The 23,295-nt window shown below is 75.8% G+C and carries 26 protein-coding genes; 15 read left to right on the top strand and 11 right to left on the bottom strand.

Annotated elements, in window-relative coordinates:
• Nucleotides 1-12 precede the first annotated feature (12 nt).
• The 5 genes from GCU56_RS04125 to GCU56_RS04145 all read left to right on the top strand — a co-directional run bounded on the left by GCU56_RS04125 (nucleotide 13) and on the right by GCU56_RS04145 (nucleotide 3,248).
• Nucleotides 13-1,083: a hypothetical protein gene (locus tag GCU56_RS04125; protein WP_163480250.1), complete on the top strand. Its 1,071-nt coding sequence runs from the start codon at nucleotides 13-15 to the stop codon at nucleotides 1,081-1,083.
• Nucleotides 1,084-1,151: 68 nt separating this feature from the next.
• Nucleotides 1,152-1,730, top strand: a complete 579-nt coding sequence (locus GCU56_RS04130; RefSeq protein ID WP_163480251.1) for a dihydrofolate reductase family protein — start codon at nucleotides 1,152-1,154, stop codon at nucleotides 1,728-1,730.
• Nucleotides 1,727-2,299 carry a dihydrofolate reductase family protein gene (locus GCU56_RS04135; protein ID WP_345771622.1) on the top strand — a complete coding sequence of 191 codons (573 nt, stop codon included), beginning with the start codon at nucleotides 1,727-1,729 and terminating at the stop codon, nucleotides 2,297-2,299. The genes GCU56_RS04130 and GCU56_RS04135 overlap by 4 nt, the downstream gene beginning before the upstream one ends.
• A gap of 68 nt (nucleotides 2,300-2,367) precedes the next feature.
• A complete protein-coding gene (locus GCU56_RS04140; protein WP_163480252.1) occupies nucleotides 2,368-2,775 on the top strand; it encodes a hypothetical protein in 408 nt (135 codons plus the stop codon).
• 68 nt (nucleotides 2,776-2,843) lie between these two features.
• Nucleotides 2,844-3,248 carry a hypothetical protein gene (locus GCU56_RS04145; protein WP_163480253.1) on the top strand — a complete coding sequence of 135 codons (405 nt, stop codon included), beginning with the start codon at nucleotides 2,844-2,846 and terminating at the stop codon, nucleotides 3,246-3,248.
• Between the two features lie 29 nt (nucleotides 3,249-3,277).
• Here GCU56_RS04145 and GCU56_RS04150 read toward each other — a convergent pair whose 3' ends face one another.
• Nucleotides 3,278-3,859, bottom strand: a complete 582-nt coding sequence (locus GCU56_RS04150) for a TIGR03086 family metal-binding protein (RefSeq protein WP_163480254.1) — start codon at nucleotides 3,857-3,859, stop codon at nucleotides 3,278-3,280.
• 94 nt (nucleotides 3,860-3,953) lie between these two features.
• Here GCU56_RS04150 and GCU56_RS04155 point away from each other — a divergent pair, with 94 nt between their 5' ends.
• Nucleotides 3,954-4,277, top strand: a complete 324-nt coding sequence (locus GCU56_RS04155; protein ID WP_163480255.1) for an EthD family reductase — start codon at nucleotides 3,954-3,956, stop codon at nucleotides 4,275-4,277.
• Between the two features lie 5 nt (nucleotides 4,278-4,282).
• On the opposite strand, the gene GCU56_RS04160 is transcribed toward GCU56_RS04155, so the two are convergent.
• Together GCU56_RS04160 and GCU56_RS04165 are read right to left on the bottom strand one after the other, a co-directional pair.
• Entirely contained in the window at nucleotides 4,283-5,467 is a 1,185-nt protein-coding gene (locus GCU56_RS04160) for a PP2C family protein-serine/threonine phosphatase (RefSeq protein ID WP_345771623.1), read from the bottom strand.
• Nucleotides 5,468-5,911: 444 nt separating this feature from the next.
• Entirely contained in the window at nucleotides 5,912-6,853 is a 942-nt protein-coding gene (locus GCU56_RS04165; protein ID WP_163480257.1) for a helix-turn-helix domain-containing protein, read from the bottom strand.
• Nucleotides 6,854-6,975: 122 nt separating this feature from the next.
• Between GCU56_RS04165 and GCU56_RS04170 the strand changes: the two genes are divergently transcribed.
• From GCU56_RS04170 to GCU56_RS04180, 3 genes are all read left to right on the top strand, one after another.
• Nucleotides 6,976-7,881, top strand: a complete 906-nt coding sequence (locus tag GCU56_RS04170; RefSeq protein WP_163480258.1) for an alpha/beta hydrolase — start codon at nucleotides 6,976-6,978, stop codon at nucleotides 7,879-7,881.
• A 66-nt stretch (nucleotides 7,882-7,947) separates the two neighbouring features.
• Nucleotides 7,948-8,835 (top strand): SAM-dependent methyltransferase, encoded by an 888-nt coding sequence (locus tag GCU56_RS04175; protein ID WP_163480259.1) that lies wholly within the window; start codon nucleotides 7,948-7,950, stop codon nucleotides 8,833-8,835.
• A 68-nt stretch (nucleotides 8,836-8,903) separates the two neighbouring features.
• Nucleotides 8,904-10,448: an acyl-CoA synthetase gene (locus GCU56_RS04180; RefSeq protein WP_163480260.1), complete on the top strand. Its 1,545-nt coding sequence runs from the start codon at nucleotides 8,904-8,906 to the stop codon at nucleotides 10,446-10,448.
• Nucleotides 10,449-10,472: 24 nt separating this feature from the next.
• Here the strand turns inward: GCU56_RS04180 and GCU56_RS25005 are convergent, their stop codons facing one another.
• Nucleotides 10,473-12,020 (bottom strand): AAA family ATPase, encoded by a 1,548-nt coding sequence (locus tag GCU56_RS25005; protein ID WP_163480261.1) that lies wholly within the window; start codon nucleotides 12,018-12,020, stop codon nucleotides 10,473-10,475.
• Between the two features lie 134 nt (nucleotides 12,021-12,154).
• On the opposite strand from GCU56_RS25005, the gene GCU56_RS04190 reads away from it, so the two are divergent.
• Entirely contained in the window at nucleotides 12,155-14,023 is a 1,869-nt protein-coding gene (locus GCU56_RS04190; RefSeq protein WP_163480262.1) for a prolyl oligopeptidase family serine peptidase, read from the top strand.
• A 6-nt stretch (nucleotides 14,024-14,029) separates the two neighbouring features.
• On the opposite strand, the gene GCU56_RS23690 is transcribed toward GCU56_RS04190, so the two are convergent.
• Both GCU56_RS23690 and GCU56_RS04195 read right to left on the bottom strand, forming a co-directional pair.
• Nucleotides 14,030-14,299 carry a DUF3459 domain-containing protein gene (locus tag GCU56_RS23690; RefSeq protein WP_345771624.1) on the bottom strand — a complete coding sequence of 90 codons (270 nt, stop codon included), beginning with the start codon at nucleotides 14,297-14,299 and terminating at the stop codon, nucleotides 14,030-14,032.
• Nucleotides 14,275-15,345, bottom strand: coding sequence for an alpha-amylase family glycosyl hydrolase (locus GCU56_RS04195; protein ID WP_239521742.1), 1,071 nt, complete (start codon nucleotides 15,343-15,345; stop codon nucleotides 14,275-14,277). Before GCU56_RS04195 ends, GCU56_RS23690 begins: the two co-directional genes overlap by 25 nt.
• 57 nt (nucleotides 15,346-15,402) lie before the next feature.
• Between GCU56_RS04195 and GCU56_RS04200 the strand changes: the two genes are divergently transcribed.
• Nucleotides 15,403-15,819, top strand: coding sequence for a DUF1810 family protein (locus GCU56_RS04200; protein ID WP_163480263.1), 417 nt, complete (start codon nucleotides 15,403-15,405; stop codon nucleotides 15,817-15,819).
• Between the two features lie 39 nt (nucleotides 15,820-15,858).
• On the top strand, nucleotides 15,859-16,905 hold the full coding sequence (locus tag GCU56_RS04205) for a glutathione S-transferase C-terminal domain-containing protein (protein WP_163480264.1): 1,047 nt from the start codon (nucleotides 15,859-15,861) through the stop codon (nucleotides 16,903-16,905).
• A gap of 132 nt (nucleotides 16,906-17,037) precedes the next feature.
• On the opposite strand, the gene GCU56_RS04210 is transcribed toward GCU56_RS04205, so the two are convergent.
• Nucleotides 17,038-17,337 carry a hypothetical protein gene (locus GCU56_RS04210; protein WP_163480265.1) on the bottom strand — a complete coding sequence of 100 codons (300 nt, stop codon included), beginning with the start codon at nucleotides 17,335-17,337 and terminating at the stop codon, nucleotides 17,038-17,040.
• Between the two features lie 91 nt (nucleotides 17,338-17,428).
• Here GCU56_RS04210 and GCU56_RS04215 point away from each other — a divergent pair, with 91 nt between their 5' ends.
• Nucleotides 17,429-18,205, top strand: coding sequence for a DUF6308 family protein (locus tag GCU56_RS04215; protein WP_163480266.1), 777 nt, complete (start codon nucleotides 17,429-17,431; stop codon nucleotides 18,203-18,205).
• Between the two features lie 12 nt (nucleotides 18,206-18,217).
• Here GCU56_RS04215 and GCU56_RS25010 read toward each other — a convergent pair whose 3' ends face one another.
• Entirely contained in the window at nucleotides 18,218-18,958 is a 741-nt protein-coding gene (locus GCU56_RS25010) for an alanyl-tRNA editing protein (RefSeq protein ID WP_345771625.1), read from the bottom strand.
• 162 nt (nucleotides 18,959-19,120) lie between these two features.
• On the opposite strand from GCU56_RS25010, the gene GCU56_RS04225 reads away from it, so the two are divergent.
• Entirely contained in the window at nucleotides 19,121-19,741 is a 621-nt protein-coding gene (locus tag GCU56_RS04225; protein ID WP_163480267.1) for a hypothetical protein, read from the top strand.
• 143 nt (nucleotides 19,742-19,884) lie between these two features.
• Nucleotides 19,885-20,505, top strand: a complete 621-nt coding sequence (locus GCU56_RS04230) for a hypothetical protein (protein ID WP_163480268.1) — start codon at nucleotides 19,885-19,887, stop codon at nucleotides 20,503-20,505.
• Nucleotides 20,506-20,593: 88 nt separating this feature from the next.
• Here GCU56_RS04230 and GCU56_RS04235 read toward each other — a convergent pair whose 3' ends face one another.
• The 3 genes from GCU56_RS04235 to GCU56_RS04245 form a co-directional block, all read right to left on the bottom strand.
• Entirely contained in the window at nucleotides 20,594-21,667 is a 1,074-nt protein-coding gene (locus GCU56_RS04235; RefSeq protein WP_163480269.1) for an acyl-CoA dehydrogenase family protein, read from the bottom strand.
• A complete protein-coding gene (locus GCU56_RS04240; RefSeq protein WP_163480270.1) occupies nucleotides 21,664-22,824 on the bottom strand; it encodes an acyl-CoA dehydrogenase family protein in 1,161 nt (386 codons plus the stop codon). The genes GCU56_RS04235 and GCU56_RS04240 overlap by 4 nt, the downstream gene beginning before the upstream one ends.
• A 135-nt stretch (nucleotides 22,825-22,959) precedes the next feature.
• On the bottom strand, nucleotides 22,960-23,277 hold the full coding sequence (locus GCU56_RS04245) for a hypothetical protein (RefSeq protein ID WP_163480271.1): 318 nt from the start codon (nucleotides 23,275-23,277) through the stop codon (nucleotides 22,960-22,962).
• Nucleotides 23,278-23,295 lie beyond the last annotated feature (18 nt).

The raw sequence follows: 23,295 nt of genomic DNA on the forward strand, positions 1-23,295 counted from the left end.
CCCGGAGCCGCCATGACCCGCGCCCGCCGCGCCGCCGCGACCCTCGCCGTCGCGCTGCTCGTGACCGGCTGCACCGGTGCGGACGGCGACGAGCCCGACGGCCGGGAGACCGGCGACGCGCTGCTCGGCACCCTCGACCTCGACGCCGCCGTGGGTGCCGACGTCACCCTCGCCGACCTCGCGCCCGGCCCGGACGGCGCACCGGTCGCGCTGCTCACCGCCCTCGACGCCCGGCAGAGCTGGCTGGTCCGGATCACCCACGGAGACGGCGGGCCGGCCGCCGACGTCCGGACGATCCCGCCCGTCCCCCGGGACAGCGGGCTCGCCGTCGCCGGCGACGGCACGGTCCTCGTCGTAGGGGACGACCTGCTCGCCGTGCCTCCCGACGGGGAAGGCCCCACCGCCGTCCCGCTGCCCCTCGGCGGGCCGCCGTCCGCGGTCGCCCTCGACGGCCGCACCCTCTACCTGGCCCGCGGCACCGCGCTCGCCGCCGTCGACGCGGCCACCGGCGCCGTCCGCACCACCGCCACCGCGGCCGCGCCGGTCACCCACCTGGCCCTCGACCCCACCGGCGGCCTGGCCGCGCTGGTCAACGGCGGACGCAAGGGCGGCGGCACGGGCGCCGTCCTCGCCCGCTACGACACCGCCCTGCGGCCGGTGGGCGAGCCGGTCCCGCTCGTCCCCGAGCGTGGGAGCAGCGCCACGGCCCTGGAGGTCACCGCGGACGGCGTCGCGGTCGCCACCGTGCACCTCGGCGAGGCCCGCAGCGTCGGCCGGCTGGTCACCGTCGCCGACGGCGCGGTCCAGCTCTCGGTCGACCTGGACGGCGCCGGGGACTCCGCGCTCGGCCTCGTCGTCGACCCTGACGGCCGGTCGGCCACCGTCGCCGTCGCCGACCTGCAGTTCCCGGCCGAGCTCGTCACCGTCGACCTCGGCAGCGGCGACCGGATCGGCGCGGTGAAGCTCTGCGGGGGCACCGGCGTCTTCGGCGCGGTCGCCGGCTCCGCCGACGGCCCGACCCTGGTCACCGGGGCCTGCGTCGACGAGGACGGCCCGCAGACCACCGCCTTCCTCGTCGGCTGATCCCGCCCGATGAGTTCGCGGGCAGCGACCGGTCAGTCCTGCCATGAGCGAGCTCATGGAGGACGGCGATGGCGAAGACGGTGCTGTCCATGTCGATGTCGCTGGACGGGTTCATCGCGGGTCCGGACGACGGCCGGCCAGGATCGTTCGGCTCCGGCGGGGAGCGGCTGCACGCCTGGCTCGGGGAGGGCCCCGACCTCCGGCCGCCCGACGCGCCGAGCCAGGTCGTCTTCGACGAGCTGCTGGCGACCGGAGCGGTGCTCACCGGCCGCCGGACGGGCGACTTCGTCGACTACTGGGGCGGCGACCACCACGACGGCGTCCCCATCTTCGTGCCGACGCACCGCCCGCCGGCCGAGAACCGGCACGAGCGGGTGCACTTCGTCGCCGACGGCATCGAGTCGTGCGTGGCCCAGGCCAAGGCCGCCGCCGGTGACCGCGACGTCCTGGTGCACGGCGCCGTCACGGCGCAGAGCTGCCTGCGGGCCGGGGTGCTCGACGTGCTGGAGATCCAGCTCGTCCCCGTCCTCCTCGGCCGGGGCAAGCTGCTCTTCGACGGCCTCGAGCCCGAGCAGCGGGAGCTCGACCTGGTCCGCACCCTCGAGGCCCCGGGCGTGCTGCTCCTGCGCTACGAGGTGCGACGGTGACGACCGGCCCCATCCGGCTCTACATGTCGATGTCGCTGGACGGCTTCATCGCCGGCGTCGACGACCGGCCCGGGCAGGAGCTCGGACTCCACGGCGGGCGGCTGTTCAACTGGCTCGACGACCGGATGTCCCCGGGCGTCGACGGCGAGGTCTACGCCGAGGCGCTGGCCACCGGCGCGGTGATCTCCGGACGGCGGACCTTCGAGCTCGCCGGGCGCTGGAACGGCGACCACCACGACGGGGTGCCGATCCTCGTGCTCACCCACTCCGTCGACCCGGACGACGTACCGCCGGGCAGCGCGACGTTCTCCACCGACGTCCTCGCCTGCGCGGCCGAGGCCCGGGAGGCGGCCGGCGACCGCGCCGTCATGGTGCACGGCGCCGGTGCGGCGCAGGCGTTGCTGCAGGCCGGCCAGCTCGACGAGCTCGAGATCCACCTCGTCCCGGTCCTGCTGGGCGCCGGCCGGCGTCTGTTCGAGGCACGGGACGCCGACCACGTCGAGCTGGAGCTGGTCCGCCGGCTCCAGGGCCGCGACGCCACCCACCTGCGCTACCGGGTGCGCCGGTAGGCACCGGGCGGGCGACTGCCTGTGGACAACCGCCGGCGGTGTCCCCGGCCGCTGCCACGGTGGAGCGCATGTCGATGCCACCGCTCGCCGAGGTCCCGGTCCGCTCGTCCCTGGCGCTCACCCGCCGCTGGGTCGCCCTGCTCGGTCCGCTCTCCTTCGATCGCCGGACGCTCTGGCTGACCTGGTTCGACCCGGACGGCCGGCAGTCCCCCGCCGTCGTCCCGATCGAGGACGTGCCGCACCAGCCCGACGACCGGTTCCTCCGCGGGCTCCTCGCCCTGGCCGACGGGCGACAGGGGGACGACGGCCTGCTCGCCCTCGCGCTCGGCCGGCCCGGCGAGGCGGTCGCGACCGACGACGACTCGGCGTGGGTCCGCGGCCTGCACGAGGTCCTCGGCGACGACGGATGGAGCCTCCACCTCGCCGCCGGCGGTCGCGTCGAGACCCTGGTCGAGCCCGGGCCCACCTCCCGGTGACCCCGGACCGGGCGCCGGGGTTCCCGCGCGGGACCCTGCCGATCGCCCCCTCGGCGCGCCTCCCCAGGGTGTTCTGGGCGGCATCCGCGGCCTTCGCCCTCCTCGTGGCGACCGTTGCGTGGCTCGGCATCCGCGATGTCGCGACCGGGCGCAGCACCCCGCAGGAAGCCGCCGGGGACTACCTCGACGCGCTGGTGCACGGCGACTGGGGCACGGTCTGGACGCTCCTCTGCCGGCCGGACCAGCTGCGCGCGGGACCTCGTGAGCGGTACGCGTACGAGCGCGGAGCGGAGTCCGGAGGGGTGTCCCTGTCCGCCCTGGGCGTGGACGTGGACGTCGGGGACGTCCGGTACGACGGCGAGACGTCGAGCCACGCGGTCAAGGTGCAGCTGTCGGGAGGTCAGCGGACCGAGCGGTTCGAGCTGACGGTCGTCGAGGAGCAGGACGAGTTCCGGGTCTGCGAGGAGCCGTGACCGTGGCGGACGGCCGGGGAGGCGACCGGTCAGCCGGGCGGGCGCCACCCCGGGTCGCGGCCGGTCAGCCCGAGCAGCCGGTCCAGCGGCGAGGCGTCGTCGGGCACCGGTACGGGTGGGCCGAACAGTCCCGGCTGCACCGGCCCGGCCGCGACCTCCGACGCGAACGAGGTCGCCGCCGCGACCGCCGCCGGGTCGGCCTCGAACCGCTGGCCGGTCGCCACCGCGAGGTCCCAGCCGTGGACGAGCACCTCGTCGGCGGTCACCAACCCGATCCCGGCGGCCGGCATGGTCACCCCGCCCGCCGCGGTCTCGCCCTCCCAGGCCTCGGGCCGGCGCCAGGCGGCGACCAGCGCGTCGAGCTCGGCGGGGATGACCGTGCGCCACTGCGGGGGCAGGTGGCCGGCGGAGGCCTGCGGCGGGTTCGGGTCGGGGGTCTTCTCGGCCGACAGCCGCAGGCCCACGGCGAGGCCGGCGACGTGGTCGAGGAGGGCGGCCACGGTGGAGTCCGTGCACGGCGTGGGGTCACCGAGCTGGTCGTCGCGCACGCCGGCGACCACCCGCTTGAGGACGTCGACCTGCGGGCCGAGATCGAGCTGCGTCGTCTGCATGGGTTGCTGACCGGCCGGGGCGCGAGAACTGAGCGCTCACCCCCGGGCGGAAGCCGGCTTCCCCGGCCCGGACGGCGCCTGGTTGGGTCGGGGCATGGTGCACAGGATGGTGGTCCAGTACGGGCAGCCGACGGACGCGGCGGTCTTCGAGGAGCGGTACCGGGAGCACATCCGGCTGATCAACGAGGCGCCCGGCGTGCTGCGCTACACGGTCGGCCGTCCCGCCGCCCGCAACGGCGAGCCACCGGCCACCTACCTGGTCGCCGAGCTGGACTTCGAGTCCGCCGAGGCCATGGCCGCGACGATGCGGACGCCGGAGTGGGCCGCCGCCGGGGAGGACGTGCCCACCTTCGCCACCGGCGGCGTCTCGGTCACCTTCTTCGACCTCGAGGACGTCGGGACCACGCCCGCCGGCTGAGGCGGCTACACCTGCAGCTGGCGTTCCCCGCCGGTCCGCCACTCCAGGACGACGATGCTGGCGTCGTCCTGGAGCTGACCGGCCTGGTGGTGGAGGACGTGGCTCATCAGCCGGCGGACGGTCTCGGGTGCGGGGTCGCCGGCCGCGGCGGCGGCGCTGATGAAGTCGGCCAGCCGCTGCTCGCCGAAGAACTCACCGCGCGGGGAGCGGGCCTCGGTGATGCCGTCAGTGTAGAGCACCAGGCGGTCCCCCGGCTCGAGCCGGGTCTCGCAGCCGACCGGCTTGCCCGCCTGCAGGCCCAGAGGGCGACTCGGGAGGCAGCGCGGCAGCCGCACCAGGGAGGAGCCGCGCACGATGAGCGGCTCGGGGTGCCCCGCGTTGATCCACCGCAGCCGCCCGGTGTCGATGTCGAGGCGGGCCAGCACGGCGGTGGCGAACTGGCTGCGGCCGATCTGGTCGGCGATCGCCCCGTCGATCTCCGTGGCCATGTCGGGCAGGTCCAGCCGGTTGCGGCGGCCGTGCCGGTAGGCGCTGATCGCGACGCTGGCCAGCACCGCGGCCGGCAGCCCGTGCCCGACGGCGTCGATGACCAGCAGGTCCATCGTGCTGCCGTTGATGGCGTAGTCGAAGCTGTCGCCGCCGACGTCGTAGGCGGGCTCGAGGCCACCGGTGACGACCACGCGGTCGGTGCCGAAGGACATCGGGGGCAGCAGCTCCCACTGCATCTCCGCCGCCAGGGACAGGGTCTTGCGGCGGCGCAGCCGGGAGAAGACGTCGCTGTAGGCGTCGTTGACCACCACCAGCTCGGCGACCAGGCTCACGAACGCGCGGAGCTCCTCCCGCTGGTCGGCGGTGGGCTCATCCGGGAGGGCCAGCTCCATGACGCCGACGCGTTCGACCCCGTTCAACAACGGCATCCAGAGCCGGTGGCCGTTCCCCGCCGCAGCGCTGTCGACGACCTGGACCCGGCGGAACGCCCGCCCGGCCATCGTGCCCTCGATCGACAGTTCCTGGCGTTCGGGCACGCCCTCACCGGGCAGTGGCAGCAGCTTCGCCTGCTCGTAGTCCGCGAGGTACACCACCGTCTCCCGGACATCCAGCATCCGGGCGTGGGCGGCGACGGTGGCGGCCAGGTCGTCGGGAGCCAGCAGGTGGGACGCGTGCAGGAGTGACCTGATCGGCTCGGTCACCGCACACTCCCTGTCCATCGGCCCCGCTGGCCGGGGACGGTAACCCATCTCACGGCGTGGTCGTCGGGCCGCGGAGCCGGCGACGCCGGTCGTCGTCGTCGCCAGGGACCCGCAGTCGACGATCCGGCCGCCGCGGACGGTGGACCAGCACACCTCGCGCACGTCCCGGAAGGCCCCGTCCGGTGGCCGGGCGCCCCGTCCACCGGGCCGGTCTGCGTGCCCGAGCAGCGGAACTCCCCCACCACGCTGTCGCCCTCCGCGACCAGTGCGACGGTCACCCCCACCGGCCGATCCGCGCGGCCATCCAGAGCGCGCAGCGCCGGCAGACGTGGACCCCGGGGGTCCCGCCCAGCTCGTGGACCGCCGTGCGCGGCAGCTCCCGCCCGCAGCACCCGCACGTGACCCGTTCACCGGCTCGGGACGCCCGGCGGGAGCCCGGCAGCCTCATCGGGGACCACTGCCGGGCGGCCGGGCCGTCCCGGCCGAGGACGCGCGGCGGACCTCGTCCGGCGTCCGGCCGAACTCCGCGCGGAAGCCGCGGCCGAACGTCGCGGTGTCGCGGAACCCCCATCCGTGCGCCACCGCGGCGACGGTGGCCGCGGTCCCGCGCCGGGCCAACTCCTGGCGGGCGCCGGCGAGCCGGCGGTGGCGCACGTACCCGGCCGGCGTCGAGCCGCGCTCGGCGAACAGCGCGTAGAGCGAGCGCACCGAGAGGTAGGCGCCGGCGGCGATCGCGGCGGGGGTCAGCGACGGGTCGCGCAGGTGCGCGTCGACGTACGCGGTCACCCGCGACCAGGCCGGGTCGCCGTCCGGTGGCGGGGCGAGCGCACCGGCCAGCAGGGCGACCGCGGCGTCGGCCACCGGCCGGCCGAGCCGCCCGTCCAGCGACCCGGCCGAGGCGAGCGTCGTCCCCAGCAGCGCGGCCAGCAGGCCGGCGGCGACCGGGTCCAGCAGCCCGCTCGGCGGCGGCGAGGGCAGCCGGGACGACGGCACGAGGAGCGTCCACTTGTGCAGCCGTCCGGGCACCGAGAACCGCACCGGGACGTCGGAGCGCCACAGCAGGGCCGCTCCTGCATCGACGACCACCCGGGCGCCGTCCACCTCGATCAGCTCGGACCCCGACCGCACGAACAGCACCCCGACGACGTCGTCGTCCGTCGCCGCGAGCTGCGACCGCCCGCGGGAGCCCGAGCACGGGCCGCACCGGCAGTCGACCAGCGTGAGGTCCCCGATCCGGTAGCGGGCCAGGCCGGTCGGGCCGGGGAGCGGCTCGCCCGGCGTCAGGGACCACGGGAGGTGGGTCGCGCTGACCACCTCGCGGAAGGCGTCGTCCCGATCGGCCGCGGGCACGTCGAGCGGGCTCCACCGTTCCGCGACCAGCGTCATGAGCGCCTCCCGCCGCGCAGCCAACCCCCGCCCGTCGGCGGGGGCAAGACCTGCACGCATCGCCGTCCGGTCTGCACGGATCGTCGTGACCGCACCGGCCGAGCCGCCCGACGCTGACCGGCATGCGAGAGGACATCGAGTTCCGCACCGAGGACGGCGTCACCCTGCGCGGCTGGCACTACCGCCCGCAGACCGACGGCGACGGCCGCGCCCCGCTGGTCGTCATGAGCCACGGCTTCTCCGCCACCAAGGAGATGTACCTCGACGACTTCGCCGAGCACTTCGCCGCCGGGGGCCTGGGCGTGCTCGTCTACGACAACCGCAACATCGGCGCGAGCGACGGCGGTCCGCGCGGCGAGCTGGACCCGTGGCAGCAGATCCGCGACTACCGGACGGCGATCACCTGGGCGCAGACCCAGCCGTGGACCGATCCCGCCCGCATCGGGATCTGGGGCTCCAGCTACAGCGGCGGCCACGTGCTCGTCGTCGCCGCGCTCGACCGCCGGGTCAAGGCCGTCGTCTCGCAGGTGCCGCTGGTCAGCGGGCTGGCCAACGCCCGCCGGCTGATCCGCGCCGACGCCTTCGCGGGGCTCCGGCAGATGTTCGACGCGGACCGCGCCGCCCGGTACGACGGCAAGGACCCGGCGATGATCCAGGTCGCGTGGTCCGAGCAGCCCGACGAGCCGTGCGCGCTGCCCACCGAGGACAGCCACGACTTCTTCCTCGGCCCGATCCTCGAGCGCGCGACCACCTGGCAGAACGAGGTCACGCTGCGCTCGGTGGAGATGTTCACCGAGTACGAGCCCGGCGCCTACATCGGCCAGATCGCGCCGACGCCGCTGATGATGGTCGTCGCCGCGCAGGACCACCTGACGGTCGCGGACCTGACGCTGGAGTACTACGAGCGCGCGCGGCACCCCAAGGAGCTGCTCGTGCTGCCCGTCGGACACTTCGACGCCTACACCGGCGAGTCCTTCCAGCGGTCCGCGCCGGCCCAGCTGCGCTGGTTCCAGCAGCACCTGACCTGAGCCCGTGTCCGGCACCTCCACTCCCCGGGCGGACTCGGACGGGCGGACGGTGGAGGAGGTCCGGCCATGGCAGCCGACACCCCGATGAGCCAGGCGGTCCGGCTGGGCGCGGCCGCCGACGCCCTCGCGGCCCTCGCCGCACACCTGCGCCTGGAGACCGAGCGGCTCCCGGCCGATCCCGCCGTCCGGGCGGTGCTGGCCGACGTGGCCGCCGAGCTCGTGGGCGGGGACGTCGGCGGAGCGGGCGCGGCCCCGGTCGTCGGGCTGGCCCGGACCGTCCTCCGGCAGGCCGCCGAGCTGGTGGAGAACCCCGGCCGGGCCGGCGGCTGGGACCAGGTGGACTCGCCCCTGCTGCAGAGCATCGGCCGGCTGTCGATGGGGATCGCCGACGCCGTCCGGTCCGCCGAGGACGTGCTGCCGGGCCTCGCCGACGCCCTGCACCGCCCCGACGCCGAACTGCTCGACGTCGGCACCGGCACCGGGTGGCTGGCGATCGCCCTCGCCCGCGCCTACCCCGGCCTGCGGATCACCGGCATCGACGTCTTCGCACCCGCGCTGGAGCTGGCGCGGGCCAACGTCGCCGACGCCGGGCTGACCGACCGGATCGACCTGCGGCTGCAGGACGCCGCCGAGCTCGACGAGGCCGGCGCCTTCGACGTCGTGTGGCTGCCGATGCCGTTCCTGCCGGCCACGGTCGTGCCCGGGGTCGTCGCGGCGGCCTGCCGGTCCCTGCGCCCCGGGGGCTGGCTGCTGCCCGGCACCTTCGCCGGGCCACCCGACCGGCTCGGACAGCTGCTCACCGACCTGCGCACCGTGCGCAGCGGCGGCCATCCGTGGCGGCCCGACGAGCTGCTCGCCGTCCTGGACGGCAGCGGGCTGACCGACGTCACCGAGGTGCCCCGCACGTGGGCAGCGCCGGTGCGGCTCCACGCCGGGCGGCGCGGAGGGTCCTGAGTCCCTGGCGGCGCGGCGCCCGCAGTCGCGACCGTGGTCGGCATCCAGCGCGCCGACCGGGAGCCGCCATGAACCTCACCCAGGGCCTGCACCGCGCGGTGCAGCAGCACCCCGACGACGTGGCCACGGTCTCCGCCGGCCGGGTCCGCACCCACGCCGAGTCGGTCGACCGGATCGCCCGGCTGGCCGGCGCGCTGCGGGAGCTGGGCGTCACCGACGGAGCCCGCGCCGCGATCCTGTCGCTCAACTCCGACCGGTTCGCGGAGTTCCTGGGCGCCACGCTGTGGGCGGGCGGGGTCGTCGTCCCGGTGAACATCCGCTGGAGCGTGCCGGAGATCGCCGAGTCCCTCGCCGAGGTCGACGCCGGGGTGCTCGTCGTCGACGACGTCTTCGCCGCGTGCGTGGACGGGATCCGGGCGGCGCACCCGGGCCTGCGGCACGTGGTGCACGCCGGCGACGGTCCGGTGCCGGAGGGCACGCTCGGCTTCGAGCAGCTGGTCGCTGGACACGAGCCGGTGGACGACGTCCGCCGCGGCGGCGACGACCTCGCGGGGATCTTCTACACCGGCGGGACGACCGGCCGGTCCAAGGGCGTGATGCTCAGCCACGCCAACCTGATCACCTCGGCGTCGGCCTGGCTGGCGGCGAACACGATCGAGGGCGAGGGCGCCTACCTGCACGCCGCCCCGATGTTCCACCTCGCCGACTTCTCGGCGTGGGTGGACGTGACGATCGTGGGGGGGACCCACGTGATGATCCCCGTCTTCGACCCGGTCGCCGTCCTGGGTGCGATCGCCGAGCACCGCGTCACCGACGTCCTGCTCGTGCCGGCGATGATCCAGCTCGTCGTCGACCACCCGCGGGCCGCCGAGTTCGACCTCACCAGCGTGCGGCAGGTGCTGTACGGGGCCTCGCCGATCTCCGAGGGCGTGCTGGCCCGGGCGGTGAAGACCTTTCCGAACGCCGGCTTCACGCAGGCCTACGGGATGACCGAGCTCGCCCCGCTGGCCACGATCCTCGCGCCGGCCGACCACCAGGACCCGGTGCGCCGCCGCTCCGCCGGCCGGGCCGCGTACTGCTGCGAGGTGCGCATCGTCGGCCCGGACGACGTCGAGGTCCCGCGCGGCCAGGTCGGCGAGGTGGTCGTGCGCGGCGGCAACGTGATGCTCGGGTACTGGCAGCGGCCGGCGGAGACCGCGGAGGCGCTGCGCGGCGGCTGGATGCACACCGGCGACGCCGCGTACATGGACGACGACGGGTACGTCTACATCACCGACCGGATCAAGGACATGATCATCACCGGCGGGGAGAACGTGTACTCCGCCGAGGTGGAGAGCGTGCTCTCCCAGCACCCGGGCGTGGCCACCTGCGCGGTGATCGGCGTCCCCGACGAGACGTGGGGCGAGCGGGTGCACGCCGTCGTCGTCCCCGCCGGGGGTACCGCGCCCGCGCTGGAGGAGCTCCAGGCGTTCTGCGACGGGCGGATCGCCGGGTTCAAGAAGCCGCGGTCGATGGAGGTCGTCGCCGCCCTGCCGCTGTCGGCCGCGGGCAAGGTGCTCAAGCGCGAGCTGCGCGCGCCGCACTGGGCGGGCCAAGAGCGCGCCGTGCACTGACCCACGACCCACACTCCCCGTTGATCATGGGGGCAGGGGGGCGGACCCCGGCGGTGCGAGACCGGGGGACGGCGGCGCCAGACCCGCGGCCGCGCCGCCGCCACCGCTTCCGCCGCCACCGCCGGCGCCCAGCAGGGTGCGGGTCATCGCGTTGCGGGTGTCCAGCAGCTCGTCGAGCGCCGCGGTGAGGTCGCCGGCCGACACCGCCAGCGCGCCCTCGGCCGTCCGCTCGGCCGCGAACAGCGCCGCCCGCCGGATCAGCTCCTTGAGGAACGACGCGGTGACGCCGTCGGTGCGGTCGAGCACCTCGTCCAGCCCGCTGGTGTCGATCGCCAGCCCGCCGCGGTAGAGGTCGAACAGCGCCCGGCGGGCGTCGCGGTCGGGCAGCGTCAGCTCCACCGCCTGGTCGACCCGCCCCGGCCGGGCGGCGAGCGCCGGCTCGAGCAGGTCGGCCCGGTTGGTGGTCAGCAGGAACACCACGTCGGCGTCCTCGGCCAGCCCGTCCATCTCGTTGAGCAGCTGGAACAGCAGCGGGTGCTGGCCGGGGTGCATGCCGCGGTCCTCGGCGATCAGGTCGACGTCCTCCACGACGATCATGGCCGGCTGCAGCGTCCGGGCGACCGAGCAGGCCTCGGCGATCAGGTGCAGCGCGCCGCCGGTCAGCTGGACGACGGTGGTGCCGGGCAGCCGGCCGATCAGGTACCGGACGGTGTGCGTCTTGCCCACCCCCGGCGGGCCGTAGAGCAGCAGCCCCCGCTTGAGGTGCTGCCCGGCGGCCAGCAGCCGGACCTTGTGCCGGGCGACGTCGACCACCTGCCGCTCGATCTCGCCCATCGTCCCGGCGTCGAGCACGAGCTGCCCGGACTCCAGCCGCGGCCGCCGGTGGAACTGCAGCAGCGTCTGCCCGTGGCCGAACACCTCCTGGCCGAAGGAGAGCACCTGCCCGCGGAAGACGTTCTCCCGGTCGGCGGCCGCACGGATCGCCCGCAGCGCCGACCGGGCGGCGGTGGGGTCGGTCGACAGCGCCTGCACCGACACGTGGTTGATGCCGGTCTCGGGCTCGGCGGCCCGCACCAGCAGCGCCGTCCGGACCGCGCCGTCGGCCACCAGGTGGATCGCACACCGCAGGCACGGCCGGGTCTCGCCGTCCGGGCCGCAGGGCAGGTTGACCGTCGCGGCGTTGCCCGGCCGGGGCCCGAACGGGTCGTCGGGCTGCCCGTCGGCCGCCAGCAGCTCGGCCAGGCCGAAGGGCCGGTGCCGGAAGTTGACGATGCCGACCAGGTCGGTGCCGCGGTCCCCGGCGGCGAGCCAGGCGTCCAGCCCGGCCTGCACGTTGACGTGCTCGTAGCCCGGCCAGGTCTCCTCGACGACGTCGCCGTGGGCGGCCTCGCCCAGGTGGCCGGCGAGCAGCGACGCGAGGGTCACCCGGTCGTCGGCCCGCGCCGCCCGGGTGACCGCCTTGACGCCGCGGCGGGCCAGCTTGCCGAGGTCGGCGAGCTCCAGCGGCCGGTCGTCGACGGGCGCGGCGCCGTCGACAGGAGCAGGTCCGTAGGCCGTCCATCCCCGTTGCACCGCGGCAGCCTGGCAGGTCGGCACGCCGCCCACCAGCGACTTGTCCGCGTGCGGTACGGGCCGGTGGACGCCCGATCTACTCTCGGCGCGCAGGCGGCGGACCACCCGGCGCGGGAGAAGTGGGGACGGACCTGGTGACGACGGACGCGAGCGTGCGGCCTGCCGACGTCGAGGAAGCGGTCGCGCTCGGCGAGCACCTCGTCGACGCCTGGGGCAGCTGGGGGCCGAACATGACCCCCGACGCGACCTGCGTGGCGTTCCTCAGCGACCGGTCGGGCACCCCGCAGGTGTGGGTCCAGGACGTCGTCATCGACGGCCCCGCGCCGCCCGCCCGGCACATCCCGCTCTCCGACGACCCGGTCGTGGCGGTCCGGTGGGCCGCCGACAGCCGCTGGCTCGCCTGCGAGGTGGCCACCGACGGCGGCGTCCGGACCGCGGTGTGGGTGGTCCGGCCCGACGGCTCCGACGCCCGGCGCATCGCGGGCGGGCCCGACGAGCACGCGGAGCTCGGCCCCTGGACCCGCAGCGGCCACCGGTTCGTCGTCACGTTCCCCGGGACGGCGCCCGGCGCCCCCACCCACGCCTACCTCGCCGACCCCGCCACCGGCCGGCTCGACCCGCTGGCCGAGGGCGAGCTCATCCACGTGCTCGACGTGTCGCTGGAGGAGCGGTTCATCGTCATCCGGGACGGCGAGCGCGGCCAGCAGTACGTGGTCGTCGTCGACCGGCTCACCAACGAGGACTTCAGCGCCCTGCCGCACGGCGCCACCGGCTCCACCGAGGTGGCCCTCATCCGCCCGGCCCCCCAGGACCACGGCGGGCCGGTGTACGTCTACCTCGCCTCCGACGTCGGGCTGCCCCGCCGGCAGCTGATCGGGCTGCCCTTCGGGCCCAACGGGTGGCGCGGTGAGGCGCGCACGCTGGCCGCCCGCGAGGACGCCGAGCTGGAGTTCGTGGACGCCGACGACGCCGGCCGGCTGCTGCTGCTGGTGTGGAACGTCGCCGGCCGCAGCGAGCTCGAGCTGCTCGACACCGCGACCGGCGGCCGCACCCCGATCGCCGGTCTCCCCGGCTACGTGGCCGCCGACCCGGTGCTCAGCCGCGACGGGTCCAGCGTCGTCCTCGGCGTCCAGGGGCCGACCCGCCCGCGCGAGCTGTGGCACCTCGACACCACCACGCACGCCTGGACGCGGATCACCTCCGCCCCGCCCCTGCCCGCGCGGCGGCTCGTCGTCCCCCGGCTGGAGACCTTCGCCGGGCACGACGGCCTGCCGCTGACCGGCTGGCTGTACCGGGCGCCGGGATCGACCGGCCCCGGCCCGGTCGCGCTGAGCCTGCACGGCGGCCCGGAGGACCAGGAGCGGCCGGCGTTCGCGCCGCTGCACCAGACCCTGGCGGCGGCCGGGATCACCGTCTTCGCGCCCAACATCCGCGGCTCGTCGGGCTTCGGCCGCGAGTTCGTGCACGCCGACGACGTCGGCGGCCGGTACGACGCGTTCGCCGACGTCCTGGCCGCGGCGCAGCACCTGGTCGACACCGGGGTTGCCGACCGGCAGCGGATGGCGGTGACCGGCCGGTCCTACGGCGGCTACCTGACCCTGACGTCGCTGGCGTTCTCGCCGGGCGTGTTCGCCGCCGGCGTGGACATCTGCGGGATGTCGGACCTGGTCACGTTCTACCGCGACAGCGAGCCGTGGATCGCCGCGGCGGCGGTGTCGAAGTACGGGCACCCCGAGCGGGACCGGGCGCTGCTCGAGGACATCTCGCCGCTGCGGGCGGCCGACCAGATCGACGTCCCGCTGCTCGTGGTGCACGGGGAGCACGACACCAACGTGCCGATCGGCGAGGCGCACCAGATCGTGCTCGCGCTGCGCGAGCTCGACCGGCAGGTGCAGTACCTGGAGCTCGCCGGCGAGGGGCACGTCTACCGGCGGGCCACGTCGCGCAAGCTGCTGGCCGCCACGATGGTGCGGTTCCTCGCCGGGGCGCTCGCCGTCCGCTGACCCCGCTCAGCCGGCCAGCACCGCCCAGCCGTGCGGCGGCAGCTGGGCGCTCCCGCCACCGACCGTCGCCGCGCCGGCGAGCAGCTCGCCGGCGCCGGGAGCGGGCACGCGGGCGGGGGCGTCGGCGAGGTTGAGCGCGACCAGCAGCCGGCCGCCGTCCCCCGCGCTGCGGTAGACCAGCTGCTCGTTGGCCACGTGCACCGCCTCGGTGCGGGCGCGGTGCAGCCAGCGGTGCCGGCGGCGCAGGCCGATCAGCTCCTGGTGCAGCCGGTACACCGGCGCCCCGAACGGGCCAGCCCCGACGGGTCGGCGGGGAACGCGGGGCGGATCGCGTCGTCCCCGCCGGCGCGGTGCTCCTTCACCCCGCGGAAGCCGTGCTCGTCGCCGGACCAGACCGCCGGGGTGCCGCCGACGGTGAACAGCACGACGAGGGCGTGCGCCAGGTGCCGCTGGTCGGGCAGCTGGCTGGCGATCCGGGTGACGTCGTGGTTGCCGACGAAGGTCCACGGCACGAAGGACTCCAGGAAGCCGTCGTGCCGGCCCAGCGCGTGCGCCAGCTCGAAGAGGTTGCGCGCGCCGACCGCGCTCCAGACCGCCTTCCACAGCTCGTACTGGGTGACCGAGTCCAGACCGCCCTCGCGCACCACCGCGGCGTAGTCCCCGTGGATGACCTCTCCGACGACGTACGCGTCGGGATGGGCGGCGCGCACGGCCGGCAGCACCCGCGCCCAGGAGGACGGCGGAACGGCGTAGGCGGCGTCCAGCCTCCAGCCGTCGGCACCGCGGTCCAGCCAGTGCGTCATGACCCGGGTGACGAGGTCGGCCACGGCGGGCTCGCCGTGGTCGAGGGCGACCAGCGCGCCGTGACCCTCGAAGACGTCGGCGTCCGGCTCGACCCCGGGCCGCCACTCCCCCGGCGGCCAGCGCAGCCGGAACCACGACGCGGTGCCCGCCGCCGGCCCCTGCTCCAGGACCGCCCGGAACGCCGGGTGCCCGCGGCCGACGTGGTTGAAGACGCCGTCGAGCAGCACCCGCAGCCCGCGCTCGTGCGCCGCGGCCACCAGCGCGTCGAAGTCGGCGTCGTCCCCCAGTCGCGGGTCGATGCGGAAGTGGTCGACGGTGTCGTAGCCGTGGGTCTGCGCGGCGAACACCGGCCCGAGCGCGAGCCCGTTGGCGCCCAGTTCGACCGCGTGGTCCAGCCAGCGCCTCAGGTGGCCGAGGCGGTGCCGCACCTCCCCGTCCGGGAGCGCGGCGGGCTCGGCGCCGACGAAGCCCAGTGGGTGCACCTGCCACCACACCGCGTCCTGCACCCACTCCGGCATGGCACCGACTGTGCCCGGCCGCGCTTCACCGACGCGCCGGCGGGTCATGGAGGGGGTGTGACCTTCGACCTCGAGCGGTTCGTGCAGGCCCAGGACGGCGGCGCCTCCGCCGCGGCGCTGGCCGAGCTCCGGGCCGGCCGCAAGCGCAGCCACTGGATGTGGTTCGTCTTCCCGCAGGTGGCCGGGCTGGGTCGCAGCCCGACCGCGCAGCACTACGCGATCTCCGGGCTGCCGGAGGCGCGGGCCTACCTGGCCCACCCGGTGCTCGGGCCCCGACTGGTCGAGTGCGCCCGCGCGCTGACCGCGCTGGACACGACCGACCCCGTCGCCGTGTTCGGCCCCGTCGACGCGGTGAAGCTGCGCTCGTCGATGACCCTGTTCGCCGCCGCGGCGCCCGACGAGCCGGTGTTCGCCGAGGTCCTGGCGCAGTTCTTCGGCGGCGAGCACGACGAGGCGACGACGCGGCGGCTGTAGAACGGGCGGGTCCGCCTTCGGTCGGACACTCTGGGCGCCGTGGACCAGGACGAGGACAGCAGCGGATCGGGCTACGTCGACGAGGGCCGCGAGTACACGCGCGACTCCAACTACATCCCCGACCGGATCACCGCCGACGGCTCCGGCGGCTGGCCGGTCGAGGCGGGCCGCTACCGGCTGGTGGTCGCGCGGGCCTGCCCCTGGGCCAACCGGGCGGTGATCGTGCGCCGGCTGCTCGGCCTGGAGGAGGCGATCTCGATGGGCATGTGCGGGCCCACCCACGACGAGCGCAGCTGGACCTTCGACCTCGACCCCGGCGGCCGCGACCCGGTGCTGGGCTACGAGCGGCTGCAGGAGGCCTTCCTCGCGCGGTTCCCCGACTACGACCGCGGCATCACGGTGCCGGCGATCGTCGACGTCCCGACCGGGGAGGTGGTCACCAACGACTTCGCGCAGATGACGCTGGACCTCTCCACCGAGTGGACGGCGCACCACCGCGACGGCGCCCCCGACCTCTACCCCGAGCACCTGCGCGACGAGATGGACGACGTCATGCAGCGGGTCTACACCGAGGTCAACAACGGCGTGTACCGCTGCGGGTTCGCCGGCTCACAGCAGGCCTACGACGCCGCCTACGACCGGTTGTGGACCGCGCTGGACTGGCTGTCGGAGCGGCTGGCCGGACGGCGGTTCCTCCTGGGCGACACGATCACCGAGGCCGACGTCCGGCTGTTCACCACGCTGGCCCGCTTCGACGCCGTCTACCACGGCCACTTCAAGTGCAACCGGCAGAAGCTGTCGGAGCTCCCGGTGCTGTGGGGCTACGCCCGCGACCTGTTCCAGACGCCGGGCTTCGGCGACACCATCGACTTCCCGCAGATCAAGGAGCACTACTACGTCGTCCACGCCGACCTCAACCCGACGCAGATCGTGCCGGTCGGCCCGGACACCGCGAACTGGCTGACCCCGCACGGCCGCGAGGAGCTCGGCGGTTCCCCGTTCGGCGACGGGACGCCGCCGGGGCCGGTGGCCGAGGGCGAGCGAGTCCCCGGCGACTCCGGTCCGGGCGGCATCGGCCACCGCTGAGCGCGGGGCCGGCGCCGTCCCGGCCGGGTGGTGTGCGCTCTGGGCGCACCCCGGGGCGGGACCGCACCGCGACCGCACACCATCTCCCGCGAGCGGCGGAGCCGTCGCCGCCCGGGGCGCACGGCGTGCGGCTCAGCTGCCGCCGCCTCCCCCGCCGTCGCCCCCGCCGCCACCTCCGCCACCGTCTCCGCCGCCCCAGCCCCCGCCGTCGGAGCCACCCCACCCGCCGCCGTCGGAGCCGTGCCCGTGGCCGGAGTGGTGCCCGCCCGTCTCGGCGCCGCCCCACCACACCGCCGACCCGCCCCCGTCCGAGCGGCCCGGCCGGCGACCCTGCGGCCGGGTCGGACGCGCCCGGCGCCGCATCGACTCCGCGAGGGTGCCGACCACCATCAGGACGACCACCACCAACCCCACGACCAGCACCGTGTCCATGCGGCCACCTTGCCGTCCGGGACGGCTCCGCGGCACGTGCGGCGCGCGGTGGGCGTGCGCCGGCGGCCCCGGTCCGTCAGGCTGCGCCTCCGTGAGCCTCTCCCCGGGCCCCGACCTGGTCCTGCCGAGCACCGGGCCCGACCCGATCCCGTGGGACACCGCGGTGGCGGCCGTCCTGGGCTACGCCCGCGGACGCCGGCCGCTGTGGTTCCGGTCGCCCAGCGTCCCCGGGGGCCGGTGGGTACGGGTGCTGGCCTTCGGCTACGACCGGTTCGACTGCCGGCCCCGGCGGGACGGCCGGCTCGCCGACGACGACGTCCTGGTCGCCGAGGGCCTGCACGGCCGGCTGGACCCGGCGGGCTGGGCCGCCGCCCGTGCGGCGCTCGACGACGTGCGGGGCCTCGCCGACGCGGCCACCGCGCGGGCGGCCGGGCGCCCCCTCTGGGACCTGCCCGCCGAGGAGTTCTCGGTGCTCGGGGAGCCCGGCACGGTCGGTGCCCTCCTCCGCGAGATCGGCCGGCTCGCGCCGGGGTCCCGCGAGCACCTCGTGGCGGCCCTGCACCACCGGCGTCCGGAGCTCTTCCCGTGCCTGGGTGCCACCACGCGCCGCCAGCTGCTGCCGCACGTGGAGGAGGGCGACAGCGGGGTGGAGGCCGTGCTGCACCGGGAGCTCGTGGCGAACGCGGTTCCCTTCGCCGCGCTCGAGACGACGGTCGCGGCGCTGCTCGGTCCGGCCGGCGGCGTCCCCCTGAGCCGGCTGCGGCTGCACGACGTCCTGCTGTGGCTGTGCGGCAGCTTGCGACTGGACCACGCCGTCGCGCTGGGGCGGGCGACCGAGGAGTGGACGGCGTCCCGGGACGGCGCCTGACCCGCGCCCCGCTCAGACGATGCGGACCCGCAGCCGCCGGAAGCCGCGGCCCTTGTTCTCCATCTTGACCACCTCGACCCGGCCCACCATCGCCGTGGACGCGACGTGGGTGCCGCCGTCGGCCTGGGTGTCCAGACCCACGATGTCGACGATGCGCACCTGCTCGATGTCGGGAGGCAGCAGGTTGGTCGCGGTCCGGATGACGTCGGGGATCGCGAACGCCTCCTCGCGCGGGAGCGTCCGCACCTCGATGGGGCGGTCGGCGGTGATCTCCGCGTTGACCCGTTCGGCCACCCGCTCTTTGAAGTCGGCGGGCACCTCGGCGAGGTCGAAGTCCATGCGGGCCGTCAGCGGCTCCATGTTGCCGCCGGTGACCAGCGCGCCGAAGTCCCGGAAGACGACGCCGGTGAGCACGTGCAGCCCGGAGTGGGTGCGCATCAGCTGGGTGCGCCGCTCGTCGTCCAGGGCGCCCCGGACGGCCGTGCCCGGCGGCGGGACCGGGTCGCCCTCGACCGGGACGAGGTACAGCTCGTCGCCTCGGCGGGTGCCGGCGATCCGCGTCCGGACGCCGCCCCACAGCAGCACCCCCTCGTCCGGCGGCTGCCCGCCGCCGCCGGGGTAGAAGGCGCTGCGGTCGAGCACGATGCCCTGCTCGGGATCGGCACCGACCACCGTCGCGTCCCACTCGCGCACCGTGGCGTCGGCGAGGTCGAGGCGGTGGGTCGATCCGTGCCGGTGGGTCTCGCTGGTCACCCGGCGCATGGTGCTCCAGCCGCGCGGACGGCGGTGCAGGGGGTGGCGCGGCGGCGCGAGGTCCTTCCCTCCTCCGGGCACCGCGAGGACGCTGGGGGGCGCGGCGCTGCCGCACGGGCACCGCCGTCTCCACCGAGAACGACCCTGGAGAGGAGTGGTGGCATGTACGCCCGATCGACCACCATCCACGCCGACCGGCAGTCCGTCGACGAGGGGATCACCTTCGTCCGCGACCAGGTGATGCCGATGGTCGTGCAGATGGAGGGCTGCGTCGGCCTGTCGATGCTCGCCGACCACGAGACCGGCCACTGCATCGTCACGACGTCCTGGCGCGACGAGGAGTCGATGCGCGCCAGCGCCGAGGGGGTCCGCGACTCCCGCCAACGGGCGGCCGAGGTCTTCCGCGGGCAGCCCGAGGTGCAGGAATGGGAGATCGCCGTCCTGCACCGGGTGCACGCGACGCACGAGGGCGCGTGTGCCAGGTTGACCTGGCTGCGCAGCGAGCCCGACCGGATGGACGGCGCCGTCGACACCTTCCGCATGGCGCTGATGCCGCGACTGGAGGCCTACCCCGGCTTCTGCAGCACCAGCCTGCTGGTCCGGCGGGCCGAGGGGATCGGCGTCTCGGCCGTCACCTTCTCCGACCGGGAGGCGATGGAAGGCACCCGCGAGACGGGCCGGGCGATGCGGGACGAGTTCTCCTCGTCGACGGGCATCGCGATCACCGACGTCGCCGAGTTCGAGCTGGTCATCGCCCACCTGCGGGTGCCCGAGACGGTCTGACCGCACACCGGCCGGTGCGCGCGGGGCTGCCCGCGGGCACCGGCCGGCGACCGCGCCCGTTGCCACACCCGCGCAGGGGCGAGCAGGCTGGCCGACGCGGCGGTGCCGCGGTGGTGTCGCCGCTGCGCGAGAGGAGCGGTGGCATGTACGCCCGGACGACCACCATCTACGGCAACCCGCGGTCCATCGACCGGGGGGTCGCCCACCTCCGGGACGAGGTGCTGCCGGAGCTGCTGCAGATGGCGGGCAGCGTCGGCCTCTCGATGCTCGCCGACCGCCTCTCCGGCCGCTGCATCGTCACCACCGCCTGGGAGACGCGGGCGGCGATGCACGCGACCGCGGACCGGGTGCGCTCGATGCGCCAGCGCCTCAGCGACGTCCTCAGCGGCAGCGCGGACGTGGCCGAGTACGAGATCGCCGTCCTGCACCGCGTCCACGAGGCGCCCGAGGGCGCGTGCACGCGGGTCACCTGGACCCGGGTCGCACCGCACCGGGTCGACGAGGTCCTCGACGGCTACCGGACGGCGCTGCTCCCGAGGCTCGAGGAGCTGCCGGGGTTCTGCAGCGCCAGCCTGATGACGGACCGCCGCGAGGGACGCGGGGCGGGCGCGGTGACCGTCGCCGACCGCGCCTCGCTCGAGGCGTCCCGCGCCCCGGCCGCAGACCTGCAGGAGGGCTTCACCCGCGCCGTGGGAGCCGAGGTCCTCGACGTCGGCGAGTTCGAGCTCGTCCTCGCCCACCTCCGGGTGCCCGAGACGGTGTGAGAGCGGACCCCGTCCTCCCCACCCCTCGCAGGCTCGGGGCGGGACCCGGGACGGGGCCACCGCGGTAGGCGGGCACGGGGGTCCTCTCTCACACGACGCGGGTGAGTGCCGGCCAGAGGTCGTCGCCCCCGCCGGCCAGCAGCCCGACGCCGAGCACCCGGGCCCAGGTCAGCTCGGAGCCCGCCTCGTCCCGCCAGGACCAGCAGCGGCGGGTGAGGTGGTGCAGCCGGTGCTCCTGGGTGAACCCGATCGCGCCGTGCACCTGGTGGGCCAGCCGCGCCACCACCTCCACCGCGGACCCGGCCCGCACCTTCGCCGCCGCCGCGGCCAGGACGACGTCCTCGCCGCGGGCCAGGGTCTGCACCGCCGCGTCGGTCAGCGCGGTGACGGCGCTGACCTCCCCGGCCATCTCGGCCAGCTCCATCTGCACCGCCTGGAACCTCCCCAGCGGCCGGCCGAACTGCTGCCGCTCCCCCGCGTACTGCACCGTCCAGGCCAGCACCTGCTCCAGCGCCGCCGCCAGCTGCACCGCCCGCGCCAGCGCGTACCGGGCCCGCAGCCCGGCGACCCGCGCCGGGGTCAGCAGCGCCCCCGACGCCGGCGCCCCGGCCAGCACCAGCGACCCCCGCGGCTCCCCCGCCAGGTTCCGGGCGTCGCTGCTGGCCAGGCCGGTGGCGTCCACCAGGGCCAGCACCGCCCCCTCGATGCCGGCCGGCGCGGCGGCCAGCACCGCCACCGACGACGCGACCCCCGCCCACGCGACGTCGGTCGCCGTCCCGGTCAGCCGCCACCGCCCCGGCCCGTCGCCGTCGTCCACCGGCTCGGCGTGCACCACGCCGTCGACCGCGACGCTGCACGGCCGGGCCGGGTCGGGGAGGTCCAGGTCGGCGGCCAGCAGGGCCGGTCCGGCCACCAGCAGCTGCTCGGCGACCGGCACCGCCGCCGCCCCCGCGGCGAGGGTGCGGACGACGGCGACCGCGTCGGCCAGCTCCCCGCCCGAGCCCCCGGCCTCCTCGGGCAGCCCGACCCCGGTCAGTCCCGCGTCGGCCAGCGCCGCCCAGAGCCCGGCGTCCCACGGCCTCTCGGCGGTCAGCGCGAACGGCTCGAAGCCGGCCAGGACGTCCCGGACCGTCGCGACCACCAGGTCCTGCTCCGACGTCATCGCAACCCCAGCCCGCGCGCGACGATCCCCCGCAGGATCTCGTTGGTCCCGCCGCGCAGCGTGTAGCCCGGTGCGTGCAGCTGCGCCTCGGCCAGCGCCCGCCCCAGCGGATCCGGGGAGTCCAGCGACGGGACGACGTCCACCACCCGCCGCACCTCGTCGATCACGTCGGCCTCGAACGTCGTCCCCACGTCCTTGACCAGCGCGGCCGGGATGTCGGGCAGCTCCCCGCGGTCCAGCGCCGCGGCGATCCGCAGCGACAGCTGCCGCAGCGCCAGCAACCGCGCGGACAGCCGGCCGAGGGTGGCCAGCTGGGCGGAGTCCCCGGAGTCGCAGGCTCGGCGGCCGAACTCGGCCAGCAGCGGATAGGTGGACAGGAACCGCTCCGGCCCGGACCGCTCGAACGCCAGCTCCGCGGTCACCTGGTGCCAGCCGGCGCCCTCCTCGCCCAGCAGCATGTCGCCGGGCACGACGACGTCGTCGAAGACCACCTCGTTGAAGTGGTGCCCGCCGTCGAGGATCCGGATCGGGTTGACGGTGATGCCCGGCAGCGACAGGTCGACCAGCAGCTGGGACAGCCCGGCGTGCCGGTCGGCCGGGTCTGCGGGGGTCGTGCGCACCAGCACGATCCCGTAGTGGGAGGCGTGCGCGTTCGACGTCCAGACCTTCGCGCCGGTCACCATCCAGTCCCCGTCGGCGTTGCGCGCCGCCCGGGTGCGGATCGAGGCGAGGTCCGACCCGGAGTCGGGCTCGCTCATCCCGATGACGAAGAAGCACTCCCCCGCGGCGATCCGCGGCAGGATCTCCCGCCGCTGCGCCTCCGTGCCGTAGCGCAGCAGGTTGGGCCCCGACTGCCGGTCGGCGATCCAGTGCGCCGCCACCGGCGCGCCGGCCGCGAGCAGCTCCTCGGTGACGGCGTAGCGCTCCATCGCCGACCGCTCGTGCCCGCCGTACTCCCGGGGCCAGGTCATCCCGAGCCAGCCGCGCTCCCCGAGCTTGCGGGAGAACGCCGGGTCCACCCCGGACAGCCAGGTGTCGACGTGGGTGGTGAAGCTGCCCGCGGCCAGCTCGGCGGCCAGGAACTCCCGCACCTGCGCCCGCACCACCTCCGCGGCCTCGGACGGCGGCGCCGGCGCCAGGGTCAGCGAACTGCTCATGCGGTGGCACTCCCCACGTCGGTGTGGCCGGGCTCGTCCCCGGTTCTACAGGTCGGCACCGACTCCGGCGCCCGGAGAGCGACCGGGGACCGACCGTCGACCGACCGGGACCGACCGGAGAGCAGCCGACCGGGCTCAGCCGCCCGCGGGGGGCGGGTCGTCGTCCTCGGCGTCCGGGCCACGGGTCAGCGCCCGCAGCTCGGACACGACGTCACCGGCCACGGTGGTCAGGGAGGTCACCGCGCCGGAGACCAGCCGCCGCACCTGGGCGCCGTCCAGGCCCAGCAGCGAGCCGAAGCCCACGGCGACGTCCAGCCCGGGGAAGGAAGACGCCGGAGGGCGCGTCTGGGCCTCGGCCAGCTCCGGCGACCAGCGCATCGCGTCGCCGGACATCGTCAGGTCGCCGGTGGCGCCGTCGATCGCCTCGGCCACCGGGTTGGGAGAAGGATCCATGGCCGCTGCCTCCGCGCC

Source organism: Geodermatophilus sabuli (genome assembly GCF_010686765.1).
Taxonomy (GTDB): Bacteria; Actinomycetota; Actinomycetes; order Mycobacteriales; family Geodermatophilaceae; genus Geodermatophilus; species Geodermatophilus sabuli_A.